Here is a 12,336-nt window from a genome sequence, read left to right as displayed (position 1 = left end):
CCGCTCCGTCGGCAAGGTGCGCCCGCTATCCTGCGCCCGTGGACTACAACCAGCTGGCCGTCAACCTGCTCGACGCCAAATCCCTGATCTCGTCCCTCGGCGCCATCGGGCTGATCGCGATCATCTTCGCGGAGACCGGCCTGCTGGTCGGCTTCTTCTTCCCGGGTGACTCGCTGCTGATCCTCGCGGGCGTCGCCGCCTCGAACGCCGCCTCGTCGGTGCTCGGCGACGGGGCCAAGCTGCCGATCGCCGTCCTGCTGATCGGCTGCCCGATCGCGGCGATCGCCGGTGCCCAGCTGGGGCACCTGATCGGCGCCAAGGTCGGACCGAAGATGTTCGACAAGCCCGAATCGAAGATCTTCCGCCGCGAGTACGTGGTGAAGGCGGAGGAGTACTTCAACAAGTTCGGCTCCGGCAAGGCGGTGGTGCTGGCCCGCTTCATGCCGATCGTCCGCACCTTCCTGAACCCGGTCGCCGGCACCCTGGAGATGCCCGCCCGGACGTTCTTCCTCTGGAACGTGGTCGGCGGCGTGCTGTGGACCGAGTCCATGCTGCTGATCGGCTACTTCTTCGGTGACGCGCTCGCCCCGGTGATCGACAAGTACCTGATCCCGGCGGTGCTGCTGATCGTCCTGCTGTCGATCTCGCCGATCCTGGTCGAGGTCGTGCGCGAGCGGCGGAAGAAGCGGGCCGGCGGCGTCGAGGCCGCCGACGACAACCAGGTCCAGGCCGGTGGCGGCCGGCACCGGCGCGGCTGAGCGCCCGGCGCCCCGGACACGGCGAGGGCCGGTGCTGTTTCACGTGAAACAGCACCGGCCCTCGGTCGTTCGTCGTGCCGGGCTAGTGCCGGGCTCGTGCCGGGCCGGGTCAGAGGCCCAGGTCGTCCAGGGTGTACGCGGTCACGTACTCCAGGCCCTGGGCCTCCACGGCGGCCGCGCCGCCGCGCTCCACGATCACCGCGACGCCGACCACCTCGGCGCCCGCCTCGCGCAGCGCCTCCACGGCGGTCAGCACCGAGCCGCCGGTGGTGGAGGTGTCCTCGACGGCCAGCACCCGGCGGCCCTTGACCTCGGGGCCCTCGATCCGGCGCTGGAGGCCGTGCGCCTTGCCGGTCTTGCGGACCACGAAGGCGTCCAGCTGCCGCCCGCGCGCGGCGGCGGCGTGCAGCATCGAGGCGGCCACCGGGTCGGCGCCCAGGGTCAGACCGCCGACGGCGTCGTACTCCAGGTGCGAGGTCGCGTCCAGCATCACCCGGCCGACCAGCGGGGCGGCCACGCCGTCCAGCGTGATCCGGCGCAGGTCGACGTAGTAGTCGGCCTCCTTGCCGGAGGAGAGGGTGACCTTGCCGTGCACGACGGCCTTGTCCTTGATCTGTGCCAGCAGGGCGTCGCGGTCGTTGCTCATGAGCGTTCAGTCTAGGCCCTGCGCACGGACGCGGCGCCCCGGCCTCAGCGTCGGCGCAGCGCCCTGACCAGCACCACGGCACCGCCCAGCAGGGCCACCGAGCCGCCGATCACCCACGGCACCGCGTTGCGGCCGCCGGTGCCCGGCACCACGATCCCGCCGGCCTCGCCGCCCCAGCGGGACGCCGCCCGGGCCCGCGCGCTGCGGGCGGGCAGCGCCGGGGCGTACGGGCCGCGTGGCGGGGCGTGGTCCACCTCCTCGGCGGACCGGCCGACGATGCTGCGGCGCACCGGGCCGCTGAGCGCCGGCTCCTCCTCGTACGCGAAGAGCGGCTCGGCGGGGAGTTCCTCGGCGACGCCGTCCTGCTCGGCGGAGACCCCCTCGCCGTCGACGTCGTCCTCGTCGTCGTTGGCGGAGCCGGTGGGCAGGCCGAAGCGCTCGGCGTCGGCGTCGGAGAACGCGATCAGGTCGGAGAGGTCGTCGTCCAGGTCGTCGCCGGGCTGGTCCTGGCGCTCCTCGATGAACACCACCCCGGCCTCGATCCCCTCGGCGGCGGAGTCGGCCGCCGAGGCGTCCTCCTGGTCCTGGTCCTGCGGCTGCTCGCCCTCCGGGGCCACCAGCGCGGCGGCGAACCTGTCCAGCAGGCGGCGGCCGGTGGCGTCGAGGGTCTCCGCGTCGAACTCGGTCAGCCGGCCGGTGGCGCTGAGGTCGCCGGTGAAGCGGATCGCCGCGGTGCCGTCCTCGGCGCCGTCCGCGACGCTGACCCGGACGGTCGCGGTCACCTCGCCGCTGCCCCGGGCCTCCTCACCCTCGGCGAGCACGGTCAGCACGCCCTCCCGGCCCTCGATCAGCGACAGCACACCCTTGTACGTGATCGTGGAGCCGCCGATCCGCAGCTTGAGCCGGCCGCTGATCTCCTCGGCCGCACCGGCCCCGACCGCGGCCGGCTCGGTGCTCAGCCCCGGCACGCTCCGGGCCAACAGCGCCGGATCCTGCAAGGCCTGCCGCACCAGCTCGGCGGACATCGGGACGACAACCTCATGCTCCATGCAACGGAGCCTACCGACTGGGCCCCGCACGGTCCCTACCCACCACCACCAGATTTTCCGGGTCCCCGCTTGTTCCCCCGGCCGTCGCAGCACCGCCGGGCCGTGCCCGGTCGTCGGCGGACGGGCGGACGGACGGGCGGACGGGCAGCGGGGGCGAGGACGCGGGACGGTGGGGCCCTTGGCGGTCGCAGCCCTGCCTCCCCCTCCCAGGCCACCCCTGCACGGCTGGCGCCAGGTCATCGCTTCTGTGGCCTCAGCGGGTGAGGGCAGCCGAGAGGGTGGGGCGCCGTCGCACCACCGCCGGACCTTCCGGCCCATGTGGGGCTGGCGGCGCCGTGCCTTGGCCGTTGGTCCGATGGCGACAGCGGGGCCGCGCGGGTGAAGGCGGCCGGGGGGAGGGGCGCGGTTTCCTGTCGCCGCTGTTTCCTTGGCCGTCGCGATCTCTCCTCCTGAGCCCTGCCGCCGCTCCTGTGGCGTCGGCGGGGGCCGAGGGGCCGGGCGTTTCCTGCCCCCTCTGATTCCCTTGGCGTCGCGACCTCGCCCCCTCCGTCCTGTCGCCGCTCCTGTGGCGTCGGCGGGGGTGCGGGCGGCCGGGCGCTTCCTGCCCCTTCTTGTTCCCTTGCCGTCGCGACCTCGCCCCCTCCGCCCTGCCGCCGCCCCCGCGGCGTCAGCGGGGGCCGAGGAGGGTGAGGGCGGCCGGGGGGTGGGCGGGGCGGAGGGCGGTGAGGCGGGTGGCGGCGGCGTGGAGGGTTTCGGGGGTGAGGGCGCGGGGCGGCGGGGCGTCGGGGGCGAGGGTGAGCGGGGGCGGGGTGGCGGCGGCGAGGAGGAAGTTCTCGGCGCCGTCCGGCGGCCCGGGGCGGCAGCCGGCGGTGGCGCTGCCCGGGACGGCGTACGGGACGGTCCGCAGGCCCGTCGTCCGCAGGCCGGACTCGATCTGCCAGAGCCCGGCCAGGTCGCTGCCGGCGCGGACGGCGAGCCGGCCGCCGGGGGAGAGCAGCCGGCCGGCGAGGCCGTAGAACTCCTGGGAGTGGAACTTGACCGGCCCGCCGTCGGCCGGTGCCGGGAGGTCGGCGAGCACCACGTCGTACGGGCCGTCCCCGCCGGAGGCGTCCGCGCCGCGCAGCCAGGCCATCGGGTCGGCCGCGGTGGTGCGGACCCGGGGGTCGTCCAGCGAGTGGCCGCCGAGGGCGGCGAGCCCGGGGTCGGTGCGGGCGAGCCGGGGGAGGGCCGGGTCGGCGTCGACCAGCCGGACGGTGCGCACGCCCCGGTGCCGCAGCACCTCCCGCAGGGCGAGGCCGTCGCCGCCGCCGAGCAGCAGCACCCGGGCGTCCGGGCCGGCCGCCATGGCGGGGTGGACCAGGCCCTCGTTGCCCCGGTACTCGTCGGGCCCGCAGACCGCGAGCCGGCCGTCCAGGTAGAGCCGCAGCGGGCCCTCGGCGGGGCCGGAGAGCACGATCTCCTGGGAGCGGCCGCGGGTCGCGTAGCGGACCTGGTCGCCGTACAGGGCGTGCCGGGCGGCGCGTTCGACGGCGTCGGAGCCGGCCGCGGCCGCCGCGAGCAGGGCGAGGACGAGCAGGCAGCCGCCCCAGAGCAGCCGTCGTATCCGGGGGGCGGGTTCCTCGCGGAACAGCCAGAGCACCACGGCCGCTCCGGCGACGGCGTTGACGGCGCCGGTGAGCAGGGCGCCGTCGCCCGGTCCGAGGGCGGGCAGGATCAGGAACGGGAAGGCGAGGCCGCCGATCAGCGCGCCCACGTAGTCGGCGGCGAACAGGTCGGCGACGGCCCGTCCGGCGTCCTCGCGCCGGATCCGTTGGATGAGGGTCATCAGCAGCGGGATCTCGGCGCCGATCAGGACGCCGATCAGGCAGGTGAGGCCGACCATGGCGGCCTGGTAGCGGCCGATCCAGGCCCAGCAGGAGTAGAGCGCGAGGACGGAGAGTCCACCGGTGAGCGCGAGCGCGCACTCGACCAGGGCGAAGGCGGTGGCGGGCCGACTGGTGAACCGTTTGGCGAGCAGCGAGCCGAGGCCCATCGCGAACACCATGACGGAGAGCACGACGGAGGTCTGGGTGACGGTGTCCCCGAGCAGGTAGTCGCCGAGCGCCACGAGTTCGAGCTCGTAGACGAGTCCGCAGGCCGCGCAGACGAACGCGGCCAGCAGGACGGTCAGGCGGGCGAGCCGGGGGCTGGAGCGCAGCCGGGACCGACGGCGGGTGGGCGGGAGTGGGGCGAGGCCTCGCCCGGGCCGGAGCGGGGTGCCGTCGTCGAGGTCCACTCGCGGGCGTGCGGGCGGACCGGCCGGATGGTTGATCACGAACAAACGCTAGGGGACGTGCGGGACGGATGGCTGCGCCCATCCGACGGACAGTGGGCGACGTCGGATTGACGAACCGTTCCTGCGTACGATTCGTAGGCCTGTGGTGGGCGGCCTGCGGCCGGAGCGGTGCACCGCTCCGGGCTTCGGGCGGTCATGCCCCGGACACCACCAGCGAGGAGCGGGTGCACACCAGCTGCCCCTCCTGGGGGTAGGCGTGCCAGGTGCGCCAGAGTAGCCGGTCCGCGCCGCCCTGGGTGACCAGCGCGGTGAAGGCGCTCGGGTCGCCCGGGAAGACCCCGGCCAGGCCCCGCGGGTGCCCCTCGACCAGGGCCAGCAGCTCCTGGGCGCGGGCCGCGAAGTCGTGCGGGGGCAGCGCCTCGATCCGGGCGGCGAACTCGTACTCCCAGCCGCCGACCTGCTTGGCCACCCGGGCCGGCAGCGGGGTGCGGCGGCCGGGCAGGCAGGCGACGGTCTCCAGGCACTGGCCCGGGCCCGCGTCGATCACCACCTGGTGCGAGGCGCCCAGCAGGCGCAGTTGGAGGGCGCCGGAGGTGCCCGGGCGGCCGGCTCCGTCGAGTCTCAGGTCGCGGACGGCGAGAGCGGGCAGCGGGTCGCCGCCGAGGCACCAGGCGAGGTCACCGGCGCGGGTGTCCGTGTAGGAGGTCTGCAGTGTGGTGAGCATGCTCGGCTCCGCGTTTCAGCTCCGTGCGCGCCCGTCGGGCAGCAGCGAGTAGGCCTAGGCGATGGCGAGGCTGTTCGTGGCTGTCCGGCCCTGGGCGCGGCCGACCGTGGAAGGAAGGATTCCGGCTGGAGATTCAGCAGCAGAGAAGCACGAATACGCCGGGTCCGCCGGTGATTTACCCAACTTTGTCAAGCATTCACCGTTTCGAGCACACCTGCTTCCCGGGTCTGATCGAGCCCATGTGCGAGTCTGCACAGCGCGCGCCCCTGCCACCGGATCGTGCGCCGTGCGCGCCGGGTGTGCGCCGTTCGGGTGCATCACGCACCGCCGCCCTCCGAACGCGGGGCGCGGAGGGCGGCGGGAAAGTGCCGGCGCGGCGGACGGACTGCCACCGTGGCACCAAAAGGGCAAGCGGATCAAGTGAGTTGGTGATCAATCAGAACTGGTGTCGGATCACCGGCGGTCCTGTTCGATGGGCGCGAAAGGGGGCGTGCGGCCGCTCACAGGCGCTGCAGCCGGGTGACGGCCTCCTGGAGGACCTCGTCCTTTTTGCAGAAAGTGAAGCGGACCAGGCTACGGCCGGCCTCCGGGTCGTCGTAGAACACCGCGTTCGGGATCGCGACGACGCCGCAACGGCCGGGCAGGGCACGGCAGAACCCGATGCCGTCCTGCTCGCCGAGCGGGGTGATGTCGGTGGTGACGAAGTACGTGCCCTCGGGGGTGAACGCCCGGAAGCCGGCCGAGGTGAGGCCGTCGACCAGCAGGTCCCGCTTGCGCAGCAGGTCGGCGCGGAGGGCGTCGAAGTACGCGTCGGGCAGCCGCAGCGCCTCGGCGACGGCGTACTGGAAGGGGCCGGCGCTGACGTAGGTGAGGTACTGCTTCGCGGTGCGCACGGCCGCGACCAGCTCGGGGACCGCGGTCACCCAGCCGACCTTCCAGCCGGTGAAGGAGAAGGTCTTGCCGGCCGAGGAGATGGTGACGGTGCGCTCGCGCATGCCGGGCAGGGCGGCGAGGGGGCGGTGGACGGCGCCGAACACCAGGTGCTCGTAGACCTCGTCGGTGACGACCAGCAGGTCGTGCTCGACGGCGATCGCGCCGACGGCGGCGAGCTCCTCGGCGGTGAGGACGGTGCCGGTCGGGTTGTGCGGGGTGTTGATCAGCAGCAGCCGGGTGCGCGGGGTGACCAGCGCGCGCAGCTCGTCCAGGTCGGGGCGGAAGGACGGGGCCCGCAGGGTGAGCGGGCGGCGGGTGGCGCCGGCCATCGCGATGCAGGCGGCGTAGGAGTCGTAGAAGGGTTCGAGGGCGATCACCTCGTCGCCGGGCTCCAGCAGGGCCAGCAGGGTGGCGGCGATGGCCTCGGTGGCACCGGCGGTGACCAGCACCTCGGTGTCCGGGTCGTACGACAGGCCGTACAGGCGCTGCTGGTGCTCGGCGATCGCGGTGCGCAGCTCGGGGATGCCGGGGCCGGGCGGGTACTGGTTGCCGCGGCCCTCGCGCAGGGCCCGGACGGCCGCCTCGCGGACCTCCTCGGGCCCGTCGGTGTCCGGGAAGCCCTGGCCGAGGTTGATCGAGCCGGTGGCCGTGGCCAGGGCGGACATCTCGGCGAAGACCGTCGTGCCCATCCCGGCCAGTCGGCGGTTCAGCAGTGGCCTGGTACCCATCGGTGGCTCCCTCACGGCTCGTCGTCAGGGCCATCCTGGGTCAGCCGGGAGCCGGGGACAAGAACGGCCCGCCACCGGCGCTGAGGCGGTGGCGGGCCGTACCCGGGGGCGCGGGGCGGGATCAGGCCTCGTCGGTGCCCTCGGTGCCCTCGCCGTCCTCGCCCTCGATCTCGTTCTGGAGGCCGAGGCGCTCGACGATCCACTGCTCGAAGCCGACCGAGGCCTGGGTCCAGTTGGCGGTGGTGGTGACGAAGTAGTCCAGGTTGACGCCGGTGCCGACGATCATCTGGGCCTCGCCGATCAGGCGGACCACGCCGTCCTCGTGGGTGTGGGTGTAGACCTTGGGCCAGAGGGTCTCGCGGTTCCACTCGTCGATCAGGTCGAGGATCTCGCCCTTCTTCTCCAGCGGGTACGAGCGGTCGTAGAAGGCGCGCACCGCGAAGAGCTCCTTCTGCTCGCCGCGGAACATGTAGTAGACGCGGAAGCCCTCCCAGGGGGCGGTGAGGTCGCCCTCCTCGTCCACGACGTGCTTGAGCTGCATCTGGTCCAGCAGCTGGGCGACCAGGGCCTGGTCCGGGACGACGATCGGCGGCGGGCCGGCCGGCCGCCCGCCCTGGCCGCCGGGCTGGCCGCCCTGGGGGACGCCGAAGGACGGGATGGACGACGGGTCGATGCTCATGGGGGTCCTCTTCCTCAGTGCACGTGGTGGCCGGCAATGAGAGGCCGCCCTTTCCACTTCCCATCCTGCCTCATCCGGGGCTCCGCTCACAGGGGCAGCCGAGGGGTGCGTCGATCTTCGTCCGGCGTTCTTTCCGGCGTTCTCCGTTGCCTCCGGCGGGGGCCGAACGGGTGGTGGTCACGCAGGGTGCGCGGCATGGGGGCCGGACCGGGGCGCGGGGCCGCACGGAGGGGTGGGCGGGAGCCGGACACGCAGCCCGGCGCGCTGGTCCGGGTGCCCCGCCGGGCGGTCGGCATCGGCGCGCCGAGGAACACGCGTCGGTCAAACACCGTTACTGCCGGGAGAGTTGAGCCGTCCTGAGGCGGACGGCCCGGAATCAGGGAGGGAACGGGCATGGGTGGAGCGACGGGGGACGGCGCGACGCTCGGGGCGCTGCTGCGGAGCATCCGGCTGGACCGGGGGATGACACAGGAGCAGTTGGGCGAGGCGACCGGGCTGAGCGTGCGGTCGATCCGGGACCTGGAGCGGGAGGTGTCCTGTCCGCGGGTGACCACGCTGCGGCTGCTGACCCAGACCTGGGGGCTGCCGGACGCCCAGGTGGCCGAACTGCACCGGTTGGCGCGCAGCCGCCGGGACCGGGCCCGGCGGCTGCTGCGCTCGGGCGGCGGGGCGACGGCCGAGTGACCGCCGCGGAGTAGCCGAACCGGGCCCCGGGCGCGAACCGGCCCCGAGCGCGGACCGGGCCGAGCGCGGACCGGGCCGAGCGCGGACCGGGCCGCCCCCTTGCCGCCGGAGCGGAGGGGGCGGCCCGTGCGCCGGACGCCCGGCGGTGCTACTTCTCCAGCGGCCCCCGGCCGCGGACGGTGAGGCGGTCGCCCGTCTCGTCCCGGTCGACCACGACGGTGTCCCCGTCGTGCACCGCGCCGGACAGGATCGCCCGGGCCAGCTGGTCGCCGATCGCGGACTGCACCAGCCGGCGCAGCGGGCGGGCGCCGTACGCCGGGTCGTAGCCGGTGAGCGCCAACCAGTCGCGGGCGGCCTCGGAGACCTCCAGGGTGAGCCGCCGCTCCTGCAGCCGCTCGCCCAGCCGGGCCACCTGGAGGTCGACGATCCGGCTCAGCTCGCCGGTGCCCAGAGGCTCGAAGACCACGATGTCGTCCAGCCGGTTGAGGAACTCCGGCTTGAACGCGGACCGGACGGCGCCGAGCACCAGCTCCCGCTTCTCCGCCTCCGGGGTGGTCGGGTCGACCAGGTACTGGCTGCCCAGGTTGGAGGTGAGGATCAGGATGGCGTTGCGGAAGTCCACCGTGCGGCCCTGGCCGTCGGTGAGCCGCCCGTCGTCCAGCACCTGGAGCAGGACGTCGAAGACCTCCGGGTGCGCCTTCTCCACCTCGTCCAGCAGCACCACGCTGTACGGGCGGCGGCGGACCGCCTCGGTGAGCTGGCCGCCCTCCTCGTAGCCGACGTACCCGGGCGGGGCGCCGACCAGCCGGGAGACCGAGTGCTTCTCGCCGTACTCGCTCATGTCGATCCGGACCATCGCCCGCTCGTCGTCGAACAGGAAGTCGGCCAGGGCCTTGGCGAGTTCGGTCTTTCCGACACCGGTCGGGCCGAGGAAGAGGAAGGAGCCGGTCGGGCGGTCCGGGTCGGCGATGCCGGAGCGGGTGCGCCGCACCGCGTCCGAGACGGCCTGCACGGCCTCCGCCTGGCCGATCAGGCGCTTGCCCAACTCCTCCTCCATCCGCAGGAGTTTGGCGCTCTCGCCCTCCAGCAGACGACCGGCCGGGATGCCCGTCCAGGAGGCGACCACGTCGGCCACGTCGTCCGGGCCGACCTCCTCCTTGACCATCGGGGCGGCGGCGGACCCAGGCTCGGTGTCCGCAGTGGCGGCGCGCTCCTGGGCGTCGGCGAGCTCCTTCTCGGCGGCCGGGATCTCGGCGTACATCAGCTTGGACGCCCGCTCGAAGTCCCCGTCGCGCTGGGCGCGTTCGAGCGCGCCCTGCAGGTCGTCCAGCCGCTCCTTGAGCTCGCCGACCCGGTTGAGGCTCTTCTTCTCCTGCTCCCAGCGCGCGGTGAGCACGCTCAACTGCTCGTTCTTGTCGGCGAGGTCGCGCCGCAGCCGGGCCAGCCGGTCGACCGAGGCCGGGTCCGACTCCTTCTCCAGGGCCAGCTCCTCCATCCGCAACCGGTCGACGGCGCGCTGGAGTTCGTCGATCTCGACCGGGGAGGAGTCGATCTCCATCCGCAGCCGGGAGGCCGCCTCGTCGACCAGGTCGATCGCCTTGTCGGGCAGGAAGCGGGAGGTGATGTAGCGGTTGGACAGGGTGGCCGCGGCGACCAGGGCGGCGTCCGAGATCTGCACCTTGTGGTGCGCCTCGTACCGGCCCTTGAGGCCGCGCAGGATGGCGATCGAGTCCTCCACGCTGGGCTCGCCGACCAGCACCTGCTGGAAGCGGCGCTCCAGGGCCGGGTCCTTCTCGATCCGCTCGCGGTACTCGTCCAGCGTGGTGGCGCCGACCATCCGCAGCTCGCCGCGGGCCAGCATCGGCTTGAGCATGTTGCCCGCGTCCATCGCGGAGTCGCCGCCGGCGCCCGCGCCGACCATGGTGTGCAGCTCGTCGATGAAGGTGACGACCTGGCCGTCGGAGGCCTTGATGTCGTTCAGGACGGCCTTCAGCCGCTCCTCGAACTCGCCGCGGAACTTGGCGCCGGCGACCATCGCGCCGAGGTCCAGCGCGACCAGCCGCTTGCCGCGCAGCGACTCCGGCACGTCGCCGGCCACGATGCGCTGGGCCAGGCCCTCGACCACGGCGGTCTTGCCGACGCCGGGCTCGCCGATCAGCACCGGGTTGTTCTTGGTCCGGCGGGAGAGCACCTGGACCACCCGGCGGATCTCGTGGTCGCGGCCGATCACCGGGTCGAGCTTGCCGTCCCGGGCGGCCTGGGTGAGGTCGGTGCCGTACTTCTCCAGCGCCTTGTAGGTGCCCTCCGGGTCCGGCGAGGTGACCCGGCCGCTGCCGCGCACGTCCTTGAACGCGGCGACCAGCGCCTTGGGCGTGGCGCCCTGCTGCACCAGCAGCTCGGCCACCTGCCCGCCCTCGGCGGCCAGGCCGACCATCAGGTGCTCGGTGGAGACGTACTGGTCGTCCAGGTCGTTCGCGCGCCGGCCGGCCTCGGTGAGCACCGCGATGGTGTCCCGGGCGAGCTGCGGCGCGGCGACCGTCGAGCCCATCGCGCTGGGCAGCGCGGCCGCCTGGCGGCGGGCCTCGGCGTCGACCCGGGCGACGTCGGCCCCGACCGCCTCCAGCAGGGGCCGGGCGATGCCCTCGGGCTGCTCCAGCAGGGCGATCAGGATGTGCACCGGCCTGACGTCCGGGTTGCCGGCCGTGCCTGCCTGCCGGATCGCGGCGGACAGCGCGTCCTGCGTCTTGGTGGTGAACTTGCTGGCGTCCACTGCTGGGGGGTCCTCCCTCGTCGTCGTTCACTACTGCCACGTGCGGCGGCTGGCGAGCAGCACTGCCATGTACAGCATGCACTAAGTTGAGTCTATTCCGCTCAACCTTTCCCGACTCCGTTCGTCCCGCGACGTCCCGGTGAACGCTCGGCGGACCGCCGGGTCAGCCCCAGCAGCTCCCGGGCCGGCCCGCCCGGCCGCTGTCCGGCCGGCCAGACCGCGCGCAGCGGCCGCCGCAGGTCCAGCTCCTCCGCCAGCGGGACCTCGACCAGCCGCCGGGTGGCCAGCTCCTCCCGCACCACCAGCTCGCTCAGGCAGACCGGGCCCGCCCCGGTCATCGCCGCCGCCTTCAGCGCGGTGGACGAGGCCAGCTCCATCCGGGGCCGGGCCGCACCCCCGTACGGCCGCAGGGCCGTCTCCAGCACCTCCCGGGTGCCCGAGCCGGGCTCGCGCAGCACCAGCGGGACGGCCGCCAGCTCGGCCCCGGTCAGCGGGGCGCGGCGGCGCGCCCACGGGTGGCCGGGCGCCACCACGACCACCAGCCGGTCCGCCGCCACCACCGTGCAGGCCAGCCCGGGCGGAGCGGACGGGCCCTCGATGAAGCCGAGGTCGGCCTCCCCGGCCAGGACGTGCCCGGCGACGTCCGCCGAGTTCGCCGTCCGCAGCGTCACCGCCGTCCCCGGGCTGGCCTCGGACAGGCCGAGCAGCCAGCCGGGCATCAGGTACTCGGCGACGGTCAGACTGGCCACCACCCGCAGCTTGGCGTCCCGCCGCTCGCGCAGCGCGTCGATCCCGGCGTCCAGCGCCTGCGCCGCCTCCACCACCTGCCGGGCCCACTCGACCACCAGCCGGCCCGCCTCGGTCGGCCGGCTGCCCCGGGGCGAGCGGTCCAGCAGCGGGACGCCGATCTGCCGCTCCATGCCCTTGATCCGGGCGCTGGCGGTCGGCTGGCTGACGCCCAGCTCGGCCGCCGCCCGTCCGACGCTGCCCAGCCGGGCCACCGCGAGCAGCAGTTCCAGGGCGCCGAGTTCGGGGACGTGCGGGGAGAGGGGCATAGGTTCAGGCTATGCCCCCATAGAAGCCCGGGCGC

The 12,336-nt window shown here is 74.2% G+C and carries 10 protein-coding genes; 2 read left to right on the top strand and 8 right to left on the bottom strand.

The annotated features are described in order from the left end of the window. The first annotated feature begins 38 nt into the window (after positions 1 to 38). Positions 39 to 758 carry a DedA family protein gene (locus ACZ5GH_RS18175; RefSeq protein ID WP_387752106.1) on the top strand — a complete coding sequence of 240 codons (720 nt, stop codon included), beginning with the start codon at positions 39 to 41 and terminating at the stop codon, positions 756 to 758. A 109-nt stretch (positions 759 to 867) separates the two neighbouring features. On the opposite strand, the gene pyrE is transcribed toward ACZ5GH_RS18175, so the two are convergent. The 6 genes from pyrE to ACZ5GH_RS18145 form a co-directional block, all read right to left on the bottom strand. Continuing rightward, a complete protein-coding gene (gene pyrE / locus ACZ5GH_RS18170) occupies positions 868 to 1,404 on the bottom strand; it encodes an orotate phosphoribosyltransferase (protein WP_387752109.1) in 537 nt (178 codons plus the stop codon). A gap of 44 nt (positions 1,405 to 1,448) precedes the next feature. Further along, positions 1,449 to 2,453, bottom strand: coding sequence for a CoxG family protein (locus tag ACZ5GH_RS18165; protein ID WP_464334765.1), 1,005 nt, complete (start codon positions 2,451 to 2,453; stop codon positions 1,449 to 1,451). A 667-nt stretch (positions 2,454 to 3,120) separates the two neighbouring features. Continuing rightward, positions 3,121 to 4,767, bottom strand: a complete 1,647-nt coding sequence (locus tag ACZ5GH_RS18160) for a polyamine aminopropyltransferase (RefSeq protein WP_464334764.1) — start codon at positions 4,765 to 4,767, stop codon at positions 3,121 to 3,123. Between the two features lie 154 nt (positions 4,768 to 4,921). Continuing rightward, on the bottom strand, positions 4,922 to 5,452 hold the full coding sequence (locus ACZ5GH_RS18155; RefSeq protein ID WP_387752117.1) for a DUF2617 family protein: 531 nt from the start codon (positions 5,450 to 5,452) through the stop codon (positions 4,922 to 4,924). 500 nt (positions 5,453 to 5,952) lie between these two features. Then, on the bottom strand, positions 5,953 to 7,113 hold the full coding sequence (locus ACZ5GH_RS18150; RefSeq protein WP_464334763.1) for a pyridoxal phosphate-dependent aminotransferase: 1,161 nt from the start codon (positions 7,111 to 7,113) through the stop codon (positions 5,953 to 5,955). Between the two features lie 121 nt (positions 7,114 to 7,234). After that, the gene (locus ACZ5GH_RS18145) at positions 7,235 to 7,792 is read right to left on the bottom strand and encodes a type III secretion system chaperone family protein (RefSeq protein ID WP_387752122.1); all 558 of its coding nucleotides are present in this window, start codon (positions 7,790 to 7,792) and stop codon (positions 7,235 to 7,237) included. A gap of 393 nt (positions 7,793 to 8,185) precedes the next feature. Here ACZ5GH_RS18145 and ACZ5GH_RS18140 point away from each other — a divergent pair, with 393 nt between their 5' ends. Beyond that, complete coding sequence (locus ACZ5GH_RS18140) at positions 8,186 to 8,476, top strand: helix-turn-helix domain-containing protein (protein ID WP_387752125.1); 291 nt, start codon at positions 8,186 to 8,188, stop codon at positions 8,474 to 8,476. Positions 8,477 to 8,624: 148 nt separating this feature from the next. Here ACZ5GH_RS18140 and clpB read toward each other — a convergent pair whose 3' ends face one another. After that, entirely contained in the window at positions 8,625 to 11,246 is a 2,622-nt protein-coding gene (gene clpB, locus ACZ5GH_RS18135; protein ID WP_387752128.1) for an ATP-dependent chaperone ClpB, read from the bottom strand. 101 nt (positions 11,247 to 11,347) lie between these two features. Continuing rightward, positions 11,348 to 12,301: a LysR family transcriptional regulator gene (locus ACZ5GH_RS18130; protein WP_387752130.1), complete on the bottom strand. Its 954-nt coding sequence runs from the start codon at positions 12,299 to 12,301 to the stop codon at positions 11,348 to 11,350. Positions 12,302 to 12,336 lie beyond the last annotated feature (35 nt).

Source organism: Kitasatospora sp. Xyl93, assembly GCF_055383135.1.
This window is presented reverse-complemented; position numbering and strand designations above follow the sequence as displayed.